Here is a 16,357-nt window from a genome sequence, read left to right as displayed (position 1 = left end):
ATGTCCCCGCTGGATCCCTCCAGCGTCCGGATCGAGGGTCCCTGGACGCACCGCGACGTGCACGCCAACGGGATCCGCTTCCACGTCGCCGAGGTTGACGGCCGTGACGGCTCCGGCCCGCTGGTGCTGCTGCTGCACGGGTTCCCGGAGTTCTGGTGGAGCTGGCGGCACCAGCTGACCGGGCTGGCCGAGCAGGGTGCCCGCGTGGTCGCGGTGGACCTGCGCGGCTACGGCGACTCCGACAAGCCGCCCCGCGGCTACGACGGCTGGACCCTCGCCGGCGACGTCGCCGGGCTGATCCGGGCCCTGGGCGAGACCAGCGCGGTGCTGGTCGGCCACGACTGGGGCGGGCTCATCGCCTGGTCCACCGCCACCCTGCACTCGCGGCTGGTCCGTGGGCTCGCCGTGCTCGGGGCCCCGCACCCGGTGGCCCTGCGCCGGGCGCTGCGCAGCGGCGGCGCCCAGGCCAAGGCACTGCGCCACGCCGCCGCCTACCAGCTGCCTCGCTGGCCGGAGCGCACGCTGCCCGCCGACGACGCCGCCGCCATCGGACGGGTGCTGCGGGAGTGGTCCGGTCCGGACTGGGCCGCCTCCCCCGAGTTCGCCGAGGTGGCTCGCTGCAACCAGCAGGCCATGCAGGTGCCCGGGGTGGTGCACTCCGCGATGGAGTACTACCGCTGGGCCATGCGCAGCCAGCTGCGCAGCGACGGCCACCGCTTCAGCGTGGAGCTGGACCGGCCGCTGACCATCCCCGTGCTGCAGCTGCACGGCGAGCTCGACCCCTGCCTGCTGCCCGCGACCGCAGCGGCGTCCGGCCCGTGGGCGCCCTACCGCGACTACCACCTGCTGCCGGGCGTGGGCCACTTCGTGCACCAGGAGGCCCCGGAGCGCACCAACGCGCTGCTGGCCGGCTTCCTGCAGCGACTGCCCTAGCGCCGGTCGGGCCCGGCGCTCCCGGCTCAGGACGCGGTGCAGGTGCCGGTGGCCACCGGGCGGTCCAGCCCCGCTGCGGCCGCCACCTCGTCGCGCACCTCCGGGCCGGTGAGCACGTAGCCGGTGTCGGCGTTGTCCAGGGCAGCGCCGAACACCACCCCCAGCACGAAGCCGTTGGTGTCGATCATCGGCCCGCCGGAGTTGCCGCTGCGAATCTGGCCGCGGACGGTGTAGACGTCGCGCACCACGGTGGAGTCGTCGTAGATGTTGGGCCCGCGCAGGGAGATCTCCGAGCGCACCCGGGCCGGGGTGGCGGTGTAGGGCCCGTCCAGGGGGTAGCCGAGCACGATCGCCGACTCCCCGGTGGTGGCCGGCTCCTGGGCCAGGGAGAGCACCGGCGCCGTGAGCCCCGGCACGGCGAGCACGGCGAGGTCGCTCTGCGGGTCGTAGAGCACCACGGTGGCCGACAGCTGGCCGCCGGCGGTCTCCACCGCCACCTTGTTGGCCCCGGCGATCACGTGGGCGTTGGTCATCACCCGCTGCGGGGCCACCACGAACCCGGTGCCCTCCAGGCCGCGCGAGCACGACGGCGCGGCGGCCCGCACCTTGAGCACGCTGGCCCGGGTGCGCTGCACCACCTGGCTGGCCTGCACCTCGGTGTCCGGGGCCTCCACCTCGGTGATGGGGGTGCGGGCGAACGGGCTGAGCACAGTGGGCAGCCCGGAGGTGTCCAGCAGGTCGCCGAACTCCGAGGGCAGCCGCTGAGCGCTGTCGGGCAGCACGTCGTTGACCTCGCCGAGCACCCGCGAGTCACGCACCGCGCTGGCCAGGTCGGCGTCGCCGGCGGAGGCCAGCGGGACCGCCAGCAGCCACGCGGCGATGAGCACGGCCGCCGCCTGCACCGCCGCGCCCAGCGCGCTGTCCACCACTCGCACTGCGGCGACGCGCATGGTGCCGCGGATGGTGCGCCCCACCAGCACCCCGAGGGTCTCCCCCACGGCGATGAGCATCACCACCACGCCGACACCGACGGCGATCCGGGCGGCGGCGCCGTCCACCATCTCCACGAAGGTGGGCGCCAGGCGCAGGCCGACCACCGCGCCCAGCAGCACGCCGGCGAAGGCCAGCAGCGAGACGGCCACCCCCTGCCGCCAGCCCGACGCCGCGGCCAGCAGCGCCAGCACGATGACCAGCAGGTCCACCCAGTTCACGCGGTCACCTCGGGCTCGGGGTCGGTGCCGGTGCGCCGCAGCACGGTGTCCAGGTCACGGACGTCGCCGGTGTCCCAGGGGCGGTCCCAGCCGGCCAGCGACGACAGGGTGGCCAGCAGACCGCCGGTGAAGCCCCAGACCAGCAACCCGTCCACGGTGAAGGCGGGGCTGGTGTAGCCGGAGGGGTGGTGCAGCTGGAAGCGGTTGGCCGGGTCGAGCAGGGTGCGCAGCGGGATGCGCTCCACGCGGGCGGCCTCGGCAGGGTCGACCACGCGGACCGGGCTGGGCTGGGCCCAGTGTGCGAGCACCGGGGTGACCCGGAAGCCCGATGGCGGGACGTTCAGCTCGGGCAGCAGGGCCAGCGGGTGCACTCCCGAGGCGTCCAGGCCGGTCTCCTCCTCCGCCTCGCGCAGCGCCGCGCCCACCGGTCCGTCGTCGCCGGGATCGAGGGCTCCGCCGGGGAAGGCCACCTGGCCGCTGTGGGTGCGCATCGAGCTGGCGCGCTCCAGCAGCAGCACGTCGGCGTCGTCCACGTCGTGACCGGAGAACAGCATGAGCACCGCCGCGGGACGCGCGGAGACCGGCGGCGTGCGCATCCGGGTCAGGTCGGCCATGGACACGTCCTGCAGGGTGCGCAGCAACCCCTCGAGCAACGGGGGAACGTGCACCTCCGGCCCAGCCAGCCGCACGGTCATACCTGCACCCCCAACCACCGGTCGACTGCGCTGGCGACCTGGTCCACACTGCTGAACGCGACCGCGAGCACTTGCGCGACAGTTCCATCCGCCCGCAGCAGCACAGTAACGGGGTAGGCCGCCGGCGCCCCGGCAAGCGCGCCCAGGCGTTGCTGGGAGTCCTGCACCGAGGCCAGGTGCACCCCGTAGTCGCGCATCGCCTGCAGCCCGCGCAGCTGGTTGGGGTCGCTGTGCACGGTCAGCACCGCCACCTCCGGCTCGGCTCGCGCGGCGAACTCGGCCATCACCGGCAGCTCCTTGGCGCAGGGGCCGCACCACCAGGCCCACAGGTTGAGCACCGCCGGTCGTCCACCCAGCGCGGTGGCCAGGTCCACCGTCTGCCCGCCGGCCAGGCACTGCAGCCGCAGGTCAGCCAGCGGGCCGGTGCTGCGCGGGCCGTCGGCGGCAGGACAGGGGTCGAGGTTGGCGGCCGCCGCGACCTCGGCGAGCCGGGCAGGGTCTTGCTGCTGGGTGGCCTGGGTTCCGGCGGAGCCCGGCACCGGCGCGGAGTCGGTCCGGGGCCACAGCGCGGCCACCAGGGCCAGCACCACGGCCACGCCGACGATGTTCCACCGCACCGTGGGGCTCAGCAGCGCGGCTCGCAGTCGCGTCATGCAGGCTGCTGCCCGGCGAGCGCCAGCAGGTGCTCAGCCTCCGGCCCACGCACCAGCTTGGCGGCGGCGGCGGGATCGGTCGGGCCGGTGCCGTAGGCGGGGCAGTCAGCCGCCAGCACACACACCCCGCACGCCGGGTTGCGCGAGTGGCACACCCGGCGGCCGTGGAAGATCACCCGGTGCGAGAGCACTGTCCAGTCCCGACGCTCGAACAGCGCGCCCACGGCGTGCTCCACCTTCACCGGGTCCTCCTCGGCGGTCCAGCCCCAGCGGCGCACCAGCCGTCCGAAGTGGGTGTCCACGGTAATGCCCGGCACCCCGAAGGCGTTGCCCAAGATCACGTTCGCGGTCTTGCGGCCGATGCCGGGCAGCGCCACCAGCTCGGGCAGCGTGCTCGGCAGCACCCCGTCGTGCTGCTCCACCACCGTCTGGGCCAGACCGAGCAGCGACGACGCCTTGTTGCGGTAGAAGCCGGTCTGGCGGATCAGCTCCTCCAGCTCGGTGCGGTCGGCCCCGGCCAGGGCGTACACGTCGGGGTAGCGGGCGAACAGCGCCGGCGTCACCTGGTTGACCTTCTTGTCGGTGCACTGGGCGGACAAGATGGTGGCCACCGCCAGCTGCAGCGGCGTGCTGAAGTCCAGCTCGCAGTAGACGTGCGGGAACGCCACGCCCAGCGCCCTGTTCATCCGGCGCGCTCGGCGCACCAGCCCCAGCCGCGTCTCCGCAGCGCGGCTGCGGGCCAGTCCTCTCGTCACAGCCACACAGTACGTAGCCGTGGCCGCCGCGGGTCACGGCTCGGTCACCGTGCGCCCTCCGCGGGAGAGCTGCCAGTGAGATGGGGGATACTCGCAAGCATGGAGGGCCTCGCTGTTGTCATCTTCCCGGTGCTGCTGATGTTCTTCGCGCTGTCCATGGAGCGGGTCGAGTCGCGGTTGCGTCGCAGCTCCGTGGGTGGTGAGGACCTCGAGCAGTTCTTCGCCCAGGCGAGCGACGACGAGGTCAACACCTTTGTCCGCGAGGGGCTGCCGCGCAGCATGGACGTCTTCCGCATTCGCCGTCGCCGGGCGGGCCGTCGGGCGCGCCGTCGCAAGGCCAAGGTCGCGGCCACCGCGACCGGGCTGGGTGCGCAATCCCACTGACCGACGTGGTGTGATGCCAGTGACATCAGCGCACTAAGATGGTTGGTCCCGGCATCAACGTCGGCGCGCACCCGGGCAAAACCTGTGCGGCTGGTGATCGAAAGAGGAGTGGTAGTGGACACGGACACGGACGAGGTGCTCGCCAGGGCGGGCATCTTCCAGGGCGTCGAGCCCGCAGCGGTGCAGGCGCTGACGCATCAGCTGCAGCCGGTGGACTTCCCCCGCGGTCACACCATCTTCAACGAGGGTGAGCCTGGCGACCGGCTCTACATCATCATCTCGGGCAAGGTGAAGATCGGTCGGCGCTCGCCGGACGGCCGCGAGAACCTGCTGACCATCATGGGCCCCTCGGACATGTTCGGTGAGCTGTCGATCTTCGACCCCGGCCCCCGCACGTCCGGCGCCACCACGGTCACCGAGGTGCGCGCGGTGAGCATGGACCGCTCCGCGCTGAAGTCCTGGATCACCCAGCGCCCGGAGATCGCCGAGCAGCTGCTGCGCGTGCTGGCCCGCCGGCTGCGCCGCACCAACAACAACCTGGCGGACCTCATCTTCACCGACGTCCCCGGCCGCGTCGCCAAGGCCCTGCTGCAGCTGGCCCAGCGCTTCGGCACCCAGGAGGCTGGCGCGCTGCGGGTCACCCACGACCTCACCCAGGAGGAGATCGCCCAGCTGGTCGGCGCCTCCCGCGAGACGGTCAACAAGGCCCTCGCCGACTTCGCCCAGCGCGGCTGGCTGCGCCTTGAGGGCAAGAGCGTGCTCATCTCCGACCCCGAGCGCCTGGCTCGCCGCGCGCGCTAGCCGCTGACGTCCGGGAGCCGGTGAGCACCACCCCCGCTCAGGCTCCCGGTCGGGCCGCGCCCGCCACCCAGGGCATTCGGCACCACCGCACCACCCGTGCTCTCATTGGGCACATGACAGCTGAGAACCCCGTGCAGAACGTCACCTTTCCGAGCAACGGCTCGACCGCCCACGGCTACCTGAAGCTCCCGGAGTCGGGCAGCGGCCCCGGTGTGATCGTGATCCAGGAGTGGTGGGGCCTGACCACCCACATCGCGGACGTGACCGACCGGCTGGCCGCAGCGGGCTTCGTGGCGCTGGCACCCGACCTCTACGGCGGTGCCACCGCCCATGACGCCGACGAGGCCGGCGAGCTGATGCAGAAGCTGCCCGTGGACCAGGCCGCCCGTGACCTCTCCGGTGCGGTGGACTTCCTGCTGGGCAACGACGCCGTCACCTCCGACAAGGTCGGCGTGGTCGGCTTCTGCATGGGCGGTGGCTTCGTCATCTCGATGGCGGCGCAGCTCGGCGACAAGATCGCCGTGGCCGTGCCCTTCTACGGCATCCTGCAGACCGAGCCGGACTTCACCAACCTCACCGCCCGGATGGTCGGCCACTTCGGCACCCACGACCAGATGATCTCCGAGGAGGCGCTGGGCGAGCTGGAGGCCAAGATCACCGAGGGCAGCGGTCGCGCCCCGGAGTTCTACCGCTACGACGCCGGGCACGCGTTCTTCAACGACGAGAACCTGATGGGCACCTACGACGCCGACAAGGCCAAGCTGGCCTGGGACCGCACCCTGGACGCGCTGCACGCCGAGCTCGGCTAGGGGCGTCTGCAAGTACCACCAAGCGCGCCCGGCTGCGTCTGCAACCGCTACCCACCGCCGTCCGCACCCCGCGGGCGGCGGTGGTGCGTGCAGGGCCCGCGCCCAGTCCCCGTCCGCTAGCGCAGGTAGTCCAGCTGGGCCCGCACCGACCACTCCGCCGCCGGCCACAGCGTCTGGTCCACGTCGGCGTACACCAGCTCCACCACCTGCCGGGGCGTGGCGTCGGCGCCCAGCGTCTGCAGCGCGCCGCGCACCTGCTCGAGGCGCTCCTCGCGGTGGGCCAGGTAGTACTGCACCGCGGCACGGGCGTCGGGCAGGTCGGGCCCGTGCCCGGGCAGCACGGTGGCCCCCTCGGGCAGCTCGGCCAGCATCCGCAGCGACTCCAGGTACGGGCCCAGCGCACCGTCCGGCGGCGCGATCACCGTGGTACCGCGGCCGAGCACCGTGTCCCCGGTGATGACGCTGCCGCGCTCGCCGTCGCCGTCGAGCACCAGGCACACCGAGTCCGCGGTGTGGCCCGGAGTGGCCAGCACCCGCAGCTCCACCCCCGCGGCGGCCACCACGTCCCCCTCCGCGAGACCCTCCGAGCCCAGCCGCAGCGCGGGGTCCACCGCGCGCACCACGGAGCCGGTCAGCTCGGCGAACCGCTTGGCTCCCGCGGCGTGGTCGACGTGGCCGTGGGTGAGCACCGTGGCCACCACGTCACCGACCGCCGCCACCCGCCGCAAGTGCGCCTCGTCGTCCGGTCCGGGGTCCACCACCACGCACTGCTCGGAGCCGGGCGCGCGCAGCACCCAGGTGTTGGTGCCCTCCAGGGTCATCACCGAGGGGTTCTCGCAGAGCAGCACCGCCGCGCTGGGGGTCACCTGTCGCAGCTGCCCGTACGCCGGGTGCACCAGGCTCATGACGCGTCCTGGGCCGACTGGCGACCGAGGCCCACCGGGTAGTCGTCCCCGCCGGGAAACTCGATGCGCACCGCGGTGCCGTCCGACACCAGCCTGGGGGCCACCGGGTCCAGGTCGCGCTCCGCGCCGAGCACCCCGGCCACGTCGCCGCAGGCGTCGAGCTCCCGGAGCGTGGACCAGGTGGGAGGCAGCAGTCCCCGCCGGCCCTGCTGCCAGTCGGCGATGGCGTCCTGTGGCCGCTGCCAGCCGGCGTCGGAGGCCTCGGTGGTCACGCCGTCGGCGATCTGCCCCTGCGGCATGGCGGCCACGAAGAAGCGGGTGTCGTAGCGGCGGGTCTCCGCCTCGGGGGTGATCCAGTTGGACCAGGGACGCACCAGGTCGGCGCGCAGCACCAGCCCTTCGCGGGCGAGGAACTGCGCGAACGACAGCTCGCGGTCCACCAGCGCCTGCCGGGCCGGCCCGTAGCCGGAGGTGTCGGCGACGACGGTGTCGGCCGTGGGGCCGGCGAGCAGCACGCCGCACTCCTCGAAGGTCTCCCGCACGGCTGCACACACCAAGGCGGCTGCCGTGCTCTCCGGGCAGCGGAAGCGCTCGGCCCACCAGCTCGGCGGCGGTCCCACCCAGCCGAGGTCGGTCTCCTCGTCGCGCGCGTCCACACCACCACCGGGAAACACCGTCATCCCGCCGGCGAAGGCCATCGCGGTGGTGCGGTGCAGGAGGAAGACCTCCATGCCGGCATCGGTGTCTCGCACCAGCGCAATGGTGGAGGCGTCCCGCAGCGGGGTTGCCGGAGCAGCGTCTGGTGAGGTCACCTTCGTGATGCTACGTCCGGCGGTGTCGCCGTCGTCACAGCATCAGACGAGCACGGCGGCCGGCGCCAGCACCTCGACGACGAGCTCCACCTCGACGGGGGCGTTCATCGGCAGCTCGGCCACCCCCACGGCGGAGCGGGCGTGCTGGCCGGCCTCCTCGAAGACCTCGCCCAGCAGCTCCGAGGCACCGTTGACCACGCCGGGCTGGCCGGTGAAGCCCTCGGCGGAGGCGACGAAGCCGACGACCTTGACCACCCGCACCACGGAGTCGATGCCCACGAGGGCGTGCACAGCCGCCAGCGCGTTGAGGGCGCAGGCCCGGGCGAGCTCCTTGGCCTGCTCGGGGCTCACCGCGTCGCCGACCTTGCCGGTGCCGGCGAGGGCGCCGTCGACGAAGGGCAGCTGGCCGGAGGTGTAGACGAGGCTGCCCGAGCGCACCGCGGGCACGTAGGCCGCCACCGGCGCCGCGACCGGCGGGAGGGTGATGCCGAGGAAGGACAGCCGGGTGGACCAGTCAGCCATCGGGGTGCCCGCTCAGCCCTGGGAGGAGCGCGGGCGCTTGAGGTAGGCGACGTGCTGCTCGCCGGTGGGCCCGGGCAGCACCGCGACGAGCTCCCAGCCGTCGGCACCCCACTGGTCGAGAATCTGCTTGGTGGCGTGCGTGAGCAGCGGAACTGTGGCGTATTCCCAGGTGGTCATGCGCTCACTGTACGGCGCGCATAGAGTGCTGCGCGTGCCTGCAACCGACACGACTACTGCTGCGGCCGCCGAGACCCACTGGCCCGCCGCAGCCGCCCAGGCCCGCCTGCACGTGGTCTCCGGCAAGGGCGGAACCGGAAAGTCCACTGTGGCGGCCTCCCTCGCCCTGGCCCTCGCCGCGGGCGGGCGCAAGGTGCTGCTGGTGGAGGTGGAGGGGCGGCAGGGCATCGCGCAGATGTTCGACACGCCCCCGCTGCCCCACGAGGAGAAGCGGATCGCGGTGGCGGCCGACGGCGGCGAGGTGCGCGCACTGGCCATCGACGTCGAGACGGCTCTGCTGGAGTACCTCGACATGTTCTACAACCTCGGCTTCGCCGGCCGGGCGATGCGCCGGGTGGGTGCCATCGAGTTCGCCACCACCCTGGCGCCGGGCCTGCGCGACGTGCTGCTCACCGGCAAGATCAAGGAGTGCGTGGTGCGCACCGAGAAGAACGGGCGCCGCACCTACGACGCGGTGGTCGTCGACGCGCCACCGACCGGCCGGGTGGTCAACTTCCTCGACGTCACCCGGGCCATGGCCGACCTGGCCAAGAGCGGTCCCATCCGCGCGCAGAGCGAGGGCGTCATCGAGCTGCTGCACTCCGACCAGACGGTGGTGCACCTGGTGACGCTGCTGGAGGAGCTGCCCGTGCAGGAGACCCTGGACGCGCTCGAGGAGCTGCGGGCGGCCGACCTGCGCACCGGCGCGGTGATCGTCAACCGCGCCAAGGCCCACGAGCTGCCCGAGGACGCCCTGCAGGCCGCGGCCGACGGAGCGGTGGACACCGAGGCCCTGCGCGCCGGGCTGGACGTCGCCGGCATCAAGCTCAGCGACGACGACATCGCGGGGCTGGTCACCCAGACCGTGCAGCACGCCCTGCGCGTGCGCACCGAGCAGGCCAGTCGAGCTCGGCTGGCCAAGGCAGGAGCCGAGATGGTGGAGCTGCCCGCGCTGGCCGACGGGGTGGATCTCGGTGCCCTGTACGAGCTCGCCGAGGTTCTCGCTGAGCAGGGTGTGCGATGAGCGCCAAGAAGGCCCCGGTGCCCACCAACGCCGCCGCCACCAACACCACGGCCATCGAGGCCACCGCCGCAGGGTCGGGGCTGCTGGACGTGGGCGCGCTGCTGGCCAACGAGAAGACGAAGGTCATCGTGGTGTGCGGTGCCGGCGGCGTCGGCAAGACCACCACCGCGGCCGCGCTGGCGCTGCGCGCTGCCGAGCAGGGCCGCCGCGCGGTGGTGCTGACCATCGACCCCGCGCGGCGGCTGGCTCAGGCCCTGGGTGTGGCCGAGCTGACCAACACCCCGCAGCGGGTGGCCCTCACCGGCGACAAGGACGACGAGCCCGAGCACGGCGGTGAGCTGCACGCGATGATGCTGGACATGCGTCGCACGTTCGACGAGATGGTGCTGGAGAACGCCGAGCCCGGCCGGGCCGAGGCCATCCTGTCCAACCCCTTCTACCAGACCATCGCCACCTCGTTCTCCGGGACGCAGGAGTACATGGCCATGGAGAAGCTGGGCCAGCTGGCGGCCTCCGGGCAGTGGGACCTCATCGTGGTCGACACCCCGCCCTCGCGCTCGGCGCTGGACTTCCTCGACGCCCCGCAGCGGCTCTCGGCGTTCCTGGACGGCCGGATGATCCGGCTGCTCTCCGCCCCCGCCCGCGCCGGCGGGTTGGGGCTGCGCAAGGTGGTGGGCGGCGCGGTGGGCCTGGCCGCCAAGGGGGTGTCCACCATCATCGGCGGACAGATGCTCAACGACGCCGCCGCCTTCGTGCAGGCCTTCGAGACGATGTTCGGCAGCTTCCGTGAGCGATCCAAGGCCACCTACGAGCTGCTGCGCCGTCCGGGCACCGCGTTCATGGTGATCTCCGCACCCGAGCCCGACGCCCTGCGCGAGGCCGCGTACTTCGTCGACCGGCTCTCCACCGAGAACATGCCGCTGGTGGGGCTGGTGCTCAACCGCACCCATCCCACCCTGGTGGAGCTCAGCCCCGCGCTGGCCGAGGAGGCCGCCGGCACGCTGGAGAAGACCGGGGACAACGCCCTGGCCGCCGGTGCGCTGCGGGTGCACGCCGACCAGGCGGTGACCGCCGAGCGGGAGGTGCACCTGCTCAGCCGGTTCACCCACGCCCACCCGAGGGTGCCGCTGATCGGCGTGCCCGCCCTGCCCTTCGAGGTGGCTGACCTGGACGCGCTGCGCGCGCTGGGCGACGAGCTCACCGGGGCCGGCTAGCCCAGCCCAGCCCGGTACGGGCTGGGCCAGCCGACCTGGGCTAGCCGACCTGAGCCACGGGGTGGCCGGCCTCGACCCGCTCCAGGTGCTCGCGCCACGAGCGCACGTCCGGCCGAGCCTTGAGCAGGGCGCGGCGCTCTCGCTCGGTCAGTCCGCCCCACACGCCGAAGGGCACCTGGTGGTCGAGGGCGTCGGCCAGGCACTCCAGCTGCACCGGGCAGGGCCGGCAGATCGCCTTGGCCGCCCGTTGCTCGGCGCCCTGCACGAACAGCTCCTCCGGGTCGACCCCGGTGCACGCCGCCTGGGCCGTCCACGCCGCGCGCTCGTCGCCGGCCAACGGTTGCTCTGGTCTCCGCACAGCTGATCCCCCCTCGTCAACTACCTGTGTCGATCTGCGCCCGCCGCTCCCCTGCGGCACCCAGGCGTGTGTGACGCATCGCTAACCACCTGGGTTCCACAGTGTCGCAGTGACGCTCGCCATTCGGTAGTCCCCTGAGGGTGAGATCCCTGCTTTGCCAGGGTCCTTGCGTACCCTGTGCCTGTGGCTCCAGCTAATCCCTTTGTCAGGCTCGCCGGCTGCTGTCTCATCGCGGGGGTCCTGCTCGCAGGTCTGCTCTTCCCTGCCGTGGGCGGCGCGGGCCTGCTCTCGAACAAGATGAGTGACACCGTCGACAGCGTCTCCACCGAGCTAGCCCAAGGTGAGGCGCCCCAGACGACCACGATGCTCGACAACCAGGGCAACCCCATCGCCTACCTCTACGACCCGGCCGGCCGGCGCACCGTGGTCGAGGCGGACCAGATCTCCGACGCGATGAAGCTGGCCATCGTGTCCGTCGAGGACCGGCGCTTCTTCGACCACCAGGGCGTGGACTGGCGGGGAACCTTCCGCGCCTTCCTCACCAACACCTCCTCGGGCGAGACCCAGCAGGGCGCCTCGACGCTCACCCAGCAGTACGTGAAGAACTACATGCTGCTGGTGGTGGCCCAGAACGACGCCGAGCGCCAGGAGGCCACCGAGGCGACCTCGGCACGCAAGCTCAAGGAGATCCGGATCGCCCTGGCCCTGGACAAGGAGCTGGGCAAGGAGGAGATCCTCACCCGGTACCTGAACCTGGTGCCCTTCGGCTCCGGGGCCTACGGCATCCAGTCGGCGGCACAGACCTACTTCGGCGTGGACGCCAAGGACCTCAAGGTCCCGCAGGCCGCCATGCTCGCCGGGATGGTGCAGCGCAGCTCGGTCACCCCCTACACCAACCCCGAGGCCGTGCTGGCTCGCCGCAACGTCGTGCTGGACACCATGCAGACCAACGGCGTGCTCAACGCCCAGGACACCGCTGCCGCCAAGGCCTCCCCGCTGGGGGTGCTGCCCAAGCCCAACAGCACCAACAACGGGTGCATGGGCGTGGGCGACTCGGCCAGCAACGGGTTCTTCTGCAAGTACGTGGTGGACTACCTCGCCGACGCCGGCATCAGCCCGGACCAGGTGAACAAGGGCGGCTACACCATCAAGACCACGCTCGACCCGGTGGTGCAGGCCTCGGCCAAGGCGGCGGTGAACAAGTTCGCCCCGGCCGACCTGCCCAAGATCTCCAGCGTCATGAACATCATCCAGCCGGGCCAGACCGACCACAAGGTGCTGGCGATGGCCAGCAGCCGTACCTACGGCCTGGACTCCGCCCGGAAGGAGACCTCCTTCCCGCAGACGCACACGCTGGAGAGCGACGGCGCGGGATCGATCTTCAAGGTGTTCACCACGGCTGCCGCGATGGAGCAGGGCATGGGCATCAACACCGTGCTCGACTCGCCGCAGACCGTGCGGGTCAGCGGGGTGGGCGTGGGTGGCTGCGAGGACGGCAGCAAGGACTACTGCGTCAAGAACTACAACGAGTCCTACAAGCTGAAGTACACGGTGACCGACGCCCTGGCCTTCTCCCCCAACACCGCCTTCGTCAAGCTGATCGCCGCCACCGGCGTCGCCCCGACGGTGGACATGGCGGTGAAGCTGGGCCTGCGCTCCTACGCCACCACCCCCGCCAGCCCGGCCACCCCGAACATCTCCATCGCGGAGAAGCTGAAGGCGGAGGGCTCCGCGTCCTTCACCCTGGGCCCGGTGCAGGTGAACCCGCTGGAGATGGCCAACGTGGCGGCCACCATCGCCTCCGGCGGGGTGTGGTGCCCGCCCAACCCGATCGACTCGATCACCGACTCCAAGGGGCAGCCGGTCAAGGTCAGCTCCCCCGCCTGCGAGCAGGTGGTCGAGCCCGGCCTGGCGCACGCCCTGGCCAACGCGATGAGCAAGGACGACACCATCGGCACCGCGGCGGGTGCGGCCAAGACCGTCGGCTGGGACCTGCCGATGTCAGCCAAGACCGGCACCACCGACCGCGAGTACTCCTCAGCGTTCCTCGGCTTCACCAACACCCTGGCCGGGGCCAACCTGGTGTTCGACGACTCCGGCAACCCGGGCGGCATCTGCCACGACCCGCTGCGCAGCTGCGTCAAGCCCGACCTCACCGGTGGTCAGGAACCCGCGCGCACCTGGTTCGCGGCGATGAAGCCGATCGCCCTCAACTACGGGCCCGTGGTGCTGCCCCCGGTGGACGAGAAGTACCTGAACGGCAGCGGCAAGGGCGCCGTGCCCAGCGTCAAGGGCCTGACCGTCGGCGACGCGTCCAAGCGGCTCACCGATCTTGGCTTCAAGGTGGCCCAGACCGATCAGCCCAACGGCTCCACCAAGGGCACCGTGGTGGACCAGAGCGTCACCGGCACCGCCCAGCCCGGCTCGACGGTCACCCTGTCGGTGAGCACCGGGCAGGCCCCCTCCGGCCGGTCGACGTCGCCGGCACCCGGGTCGGCCCCCGGGTCGGCATCGTCGTCCCCGGGTGGCTCGAGCGGCTCGGGTGGGTCTGCTCCCCAGCAGACCATCCAGGTTCCGGTGCCGGGAGTGCCGCCGATCGTGCTGCCGCCCGGCGTGGTCATCCCGGGCATCCCGCCCGGCTAGGCCGTCCCCGAACGCCACGCGAGGCGCGTCCCCACTGGGGACGCGCCTCGCGTCGTCTCTGCCCTCGGCGGTTCTCGGGTCCCGGCGGAGGTCCGCCGGTCGCGTCTCAGCCCGCCAGCGCCGCCCGCACCGCGGCGGAGAGCCGCTTGCCGTCGGCCCGGCCCGCGGCCAGCGCGCCGGCCTCCTTCATGACCTGCCCCATCTGGCGCTGCCCGGGCTGCTCCCCGGTGGTCTCCGCCACCGCTGCCACCGCGCGCGCCACCACGTCGTCCACCTCGGCGTCGCTGAGCTGGGTGGGCAGGTAGGCGTCGATCACCTGCGCCTCGGCGCGCTCCTTGTCCGCCAGCTCGCCTCGCCCGGCCCCGTCGAACGCCTCGGCCGACTCGCCGCGCTTCTTGGACTCCCGCGCCAGCACCCGCAGCACGTCCTCGTCCGTGAGCTCGCGGGCCTGCTTGCCCGACACCTCCTCGTACTGCAGCGCCGAGAGCACCATTCGCAGCGTGGACACGGTGAGCGCGTCCTTGGCCTTCATCGCCGTCGTGAGGTCTGCCTTGATGCGTTGCTTCAGCTCTGCCATGTGCTCTGACGTTACGCGGCAAAGGGGGCGTCGTACCCTAAAGGTGTGTCCCCCAGCTCCCGCACCCCGCTAGTCGCCCTGGCCGCCGCAGGAACCGTCGCCGCAGGCGTCGGCTACGCCGCGGGCATCGAGCGCAACGCCTTCGCGCTGCGCGAGGTCACCCTGCCCGTGCTGGACCCGGGGTCGCCGACCCTGCGGGTGCTGCACCTGTCCGACCTGCACATGATGCCCAACCAGCGCCGCAAGCAGGCGTGGGTGCGCGCCCTCGACGAGCTCAACCCCGACCTGGTGGTCAACACCGGCGACAACCTCGCCCACCCCAGCGCGGTGCCCGCCGTGGTGCAGGCCCTCGGACCGCTGCTCGACCGGCCCGGCCTGTTCGTCTTCGGCAGCAACGACTACTTCGGGCCGCAGCCGAAGAACCCGTTCAAGTACTTCCGCACCAACCACAAGCGGGTGCACGGTGTCGCGCTGCCCTGGCAGGACCTGCGGGCGGCGTTCACCGAGCGCGGTTGGCTGGACCTCACCCACGTGCGCCGCGAGCTCGAGGTGGCCGGGGTGCGCGTCGCCGCCGCCGGGGTGGACGACCCGCACATCGAGCGTGACCGGTACGCCACCATCGCCGGCCGGGCTCCCACCGAGGTGGAGCTGCGGCTGGGCCTGACGCACTCCCCCGAGCCCCGCGTGCTGGATGCCTTCGCCACCGACGGGTACGACCTGGTGCTGGCCGGGCACACCCACGGCGGGCAGCTGTGCGTCCCCTTCCACGGTGCCCTGGTCACCAACTGCGAGCTGGACAGCAGCCGGGCCAAGGGTGCCTCGCACTGGGGGGCGCACACCTGGCTGCACGTCTCCGCCGGGCTGGGCACCTCGCCCTACGCGCCGGTGCGCTTCGCGTGCCGCCCCGAGGCGAGCCTGCTCACCCTGGTTCCCGCCTCGCGAGGTGGAGCTGCGCATGCGGGGCAGAGCGCTATTGACGATCTACACTTCAACGGTGACTCCTCAGCAGCGCCCCACGAAGGTGCGGCGCCGTAGGGCGCCGGAAGACGCGCGCAAGGAGATCTTGGCGGGCGCCGAGGAGTTTCTTCGCGACAACCCCTGGCACGACCTGACGATCGACCGGGTGATGGCGTGCACCACGCTGTCCCGCCCCTCGTTCTACGTGCACTTCACCGACCGGCTCGACCTGCTGGCCCAGCTGGGTGCGGCGGTGACGGTGACCCTGGCCGAGCGCAGCGACCGCGCGCAGTGGCTGGCCGGGGAGGGCAGCCCCGCCACCATCTCCCGCCAGGCCATCGAGGGCCTGGTCGCGCTGTACCGCGAGCACGGCACGCTGATCAACGCGCTGGTGGAGGCCTCCTACCACGAGACCGCCATCAAGGAGGGCCGCACGGAGGTGGAGGATCGCTTCGCTGCAGCCACCGCCGGGCGCATCCGCGAGGAGATCGCCGCCGGCCGTGCCCCGGAGTGCAACGCCGACCTGGTCGCCCAGGCCCTGACGCTGCTCACCGAGTCGACCCTGATCCGCTGGTACGGCGTGGCCCACCCCACGGTGGCCCCCGAGGACGCGGCGGACGCCCTGCTGCGCATCTGGGTCGGGGCGATCTACGGCACCACGCTCGAGGAGATCGAGCGGCGCTGGCCGGAAGAGCCGGCCGCCACGTCGTAGGGCGGACCGTCTAGGGGGTACCCGGTCAACGACGCCAGGAACATCCGCTAGACTTGGCGAGCCGCACCGGGGTGTGGCGCAGCTTGGTAGCGCGCTTCGTTCGGGACGAAGAGGGCGCAGGTTCAAATCCTGTCACCCCGACCAGTGCAGTACGCAGAGGCCCTAGCCGGTTCGCC

Annotated in this window: 19 protein-coding genes and 1 tRNA gene; 10 read left to right on the top strand and 10 right to left on the bottom strand. The window is 72.3% G+C overall.

Annotation, left to right across the window (positions count from 1 at the left end):
- Positions 1-933 (top strand): alpha/beta fold hydrolase, encoded by a 933-nt coding sequence (locus AC3YNX_RS06070; protein WP_489982453.1) that lies wholly within the window; start codon positions 1-3, stop codon positions 931-933.
- A 26-nt stretch (positions 934-959) separates the two neighbouring features.
- Here AC3YNX_RS06070 and AC3YNX_RS06065 read toward each other — a convergent pair whose 3' ends face one another.
- The 4 genes from AC3YNX_RS06065 to nth are packed head-to-tail and all read right to left on the bottom strand — an operon-like array spanning position 960 to position 4,178.
- Entirely contained in the window at positions 960-2,144 is a 1,185-nt protein-coding gene (locus AC3YNX_RS06065; protein WP_127781795.1) for a MarP family serine protease, read from the bottom strand.
- Positions 2,141-2,839: an NUDIX hydrolase gene (locus tag AC3YNX_RS06060; protein WP_489982452.1), complete on the bottom strand. Its 699-nt coding sequence runs from the start codon at positions 2,837-2,839 to the stop codon at positions 2,141-2,143. The genes AC3YNX_RS06065 and AC3YNX_RS06060 overlap by 4 nt, the downstream gene beginning before the upstream one ends.
- On the bottom strand, positions 2,836-3,492 hold the full coding sequence (locus tag AC3YNX_RS06055) for a TlpA disulfide reductase family protein (protein WP_127781793.1): 657 nt from the start codon (positions 3,490-3,492) through the stop codon (positions 2,836-2,838). The genes AC3YNX_RS06060 and AC3YNX_RS06055 overlap by 4 nt, the downstream gene beginning before the upstream one ends.
- Entirely contained in the window at positions 3,489-4,178 is a 690-nt protein-coding gene (gene nth / locus AC3YNX_RS06050; RefSeq protein ID WP_127784574.1) for an endonuclease III, read from the bottom strand. The genes AC3YNX_RS06055 and nth overlap by 4 nt, the downstream gene beginning before the upstream one ends.
- Positions 4,179-4,346: 168 nt before the next feature.
- Between nth and AC3YNX_RS06045 the strand changes: the two genes are divergently transcribed.
- The 3 genes from AC3YNX_RS06045 (at position 4,347) to AC3YNX_RS06035 (ending at position 6,241) form a co-directional block, all read left to right on the top strand.
- Positions 4,347-4,631 carry a hypothetical protein gene (locus tag AC3YNX_RS06045; RefSeq protein WP_489994891.1) on the top strand — a complete coding sequence of 95 codons (285 nt, stop codon included), beginning with the start codon at positions 4,347-4,349 and terminating at the stop codon, positions 4,629-4,631.
- Positions 4,632-4,745: 114 nt separating this feature from the next.
- Positions 4,746-5,432, top strand: coding sequence for a Crp/Fnr family transcriptional regulator (locus tag AC3YNX_RS06040; RefSeq protein WP_127781792.1), 687 nt, complete (start codon positions 4,746-4,748; stop codon positions 5,430-5,432).
- A gap of 113 nt (positions 5,433-5,545) precedes the next feature.
- Complete coding sequence (locus AC3YNX_RS06035; protein ID WP_127781791.1) at positions 5,546-6,241, top strand: dienelactone hydrolase family protein; 696 nt, start codon at positions 5,546-5,548, stop codon at positions 6,239-6,241.
- A 116-nt stretch (positions 6,242-6,357) separates the two neighbouring features.
- On the opposite strand, the gene AC3YNX_RS06030 is transcribed toward AC3YNX_RS06035, so the two are convergent.
- From AC3YNX_RS06030 to sp36, 4 genes are read right to left on the bottom strand one after another with little or no spacing between them, the layout of a single operon-like run.
- Positions 6,358-7,146, bottom strand: coding sequence for an MBL fold metallo-hydrolase (locus AC3YNX_RS06030; RefSeq protein WP_127781790.1), 789 nt, complete (start codon positions 7,144-7,146; stop codon positions 6,358-6,360).
- Positions 7,143-7,958, bottom strand: a complete 816-nt coding sequence (locus AC3YNX_RS06025; protein ID WP_489994890.1) for an NUDIX hydrolase — start codon at positions 7,956-7,958, stop codon at positions 7,143-7,145. The genes AC3YNX_RS06030 and AC3YNX_RS06025 overlap by 4 nt, the downstream gene beginning before the upstream one ends.
- A 42-nt stretch (positions 7,959-8,000) precedes the next feature.
- Complete coding sequence (locus tag AC3YNX_RS06020; protein WP_127781788.1) at positions 8,001-8,480, bottom strand: RidA family protein; 480 nt, start codon at positions 8,478-8,480, stop codon at positions 8,001-8,003.
- Between the two features lie 12 nt (positions 8,481-8,492).
- A complete protein-coding gene (gene sp36, locus AC3YNX_RS06015; protein WP_127781787.1) occupies positions 8,493-8,657 on the bottom strand; it encodes a Sp36 family protein in 165 nt (54 codons plus the stop codon).
- Between sp36 and bagA the strand changes: the two genes are divergently transcribed.
- Positions 8,656-9,720: an ATPase BagA gene (gene bagA, locus AC3YNX_RS06010; RefSeq protein WP_489982448.1), complete on the top strand. Its 1,065-nt coding sequence runs from the start codon at positions 8,656-8,658 to the stop codon at positions 9,718-9,720. The genes sp36 and bagA overlap by 2 nt on opposite strands.
- Positions 9,717-10,934 carry an ATPase BagB gene (bagB, locus tag AC3YNX_RS06005; protein ID WP_489994889.1) on the top strand — a complete coding sequence of 406 codons (1,218 nt, stop codon included), beginning with the start codon at positions 9,717-9,719 and terminating at the stop codon, positions 10,932-10,934. Before bagA ends, bagB begins: the two co-directional genes overlap by 4 nt.
- Before the next feature lie 40 nt (positions 10,935-10,974).
- Here bagB and AC3YNX_RS06000 read toward each other — a convergent pair whose 3' ends face one another.
- Complete coding sequence (locus AC3YNX_RS06000; RefSeq protein WP_346773859.1) at positions 10,975-11,292, bottom strand: WhiB family transcriptional regulator; 318 nt, start codon at positions 11,290-11,292, stop codon at positions 10,975-10,977.
- A gap of 297 nt (positions 11,293-11,589) precedes the next feature.
- On the opposite strand from AC3YNX_RS06000, the gene AC3YNX_RS05995 reads away from it, so the two are divergent.
- Positions 11,590-13,935 carry a penicillin-binding protein gene (locus AC3YNX_RS05995; protein ID WP_127781784.1) on the top strand — a complete coding sequence of 782 codons (2,346 nt, stop codon included), beginning with the start codon at positions 11,590-11,592 and terminating at the stop codon, positions 13,933-13,935.
- 106 nt (positions 13,936-14,041) lie between these two features.
- Here AC3YNX_RS05995 and AC3YNX_RS05990 read toward each other — a convergent pair whose 3' ends face one another.
- Positions 14,042-14,512, bottom strand: coding sequence for a GatB/YqeY domain-containing protein (locus AC3YNX_RS05990; RefSeq protein WP_127781783.1), 471 nt, complete (start codon positions 14,510-14,512; stop codon positions 14,042-14,044).
- A gap of 45 nt (positions 14,513-14,557) precedes the next feature.
- Between AC3YNX_RS05990 and AC3YNX_RS05985 the strand changes: the two genes are divergently transcribed.
- The 3 genes from AC3YNX_RS05985 to AC3YNX_RS05975 all read left to right on the top strand — a co-directional run bounded on the left by AC3YNX_RS05985 (position 14,558) and on the right by AC3YNX_RS05975 (position 16,325).
- The gene (locus AC3YNX_RS05985; RefSeq protein WP_127781782.1) at positions 14,558-15,547 is read left to right on the top strand and encodes a metallophosphoesterase; all 990 of its coding nucleotides are present in this window, start codon (positions 14,558-14,560) and stop codon (positions 15,545-15,547) included.
- Complete coding sequence (locus AC3YNX_RS05980; protein WP_489982446.1) at positions 15,507-16,181, top strand: TetR/AcrR family transcriptional regulator; 675 nt, start codon at positions 15,507-15,509, stop codon at positions 16,179-16,181. Before AC3YNX_RS05985 ends, AC3YNX_RS05980 begins: the two co-directional genes overlap by 41 nt.
- A 67-nt stretch (positions 16,182-16,248) precedes the next feature.
- Positions 16,249-16,325 (top strand) — tRNA-Pro (locus AC3YNX_RS05975).
- Positions 16,326-16,357 lie beyond the last annotated feature (32 nt).

The sequence above is a fragment of the Rhodococcus sp. Z13_19A genome, assembly GCF_058133575.1.
The sequence above is the reverse complement of the archived record's forward strand: the minus strand, read 5'-3'. Positions and strand labels throughout refer to the sequence as shown.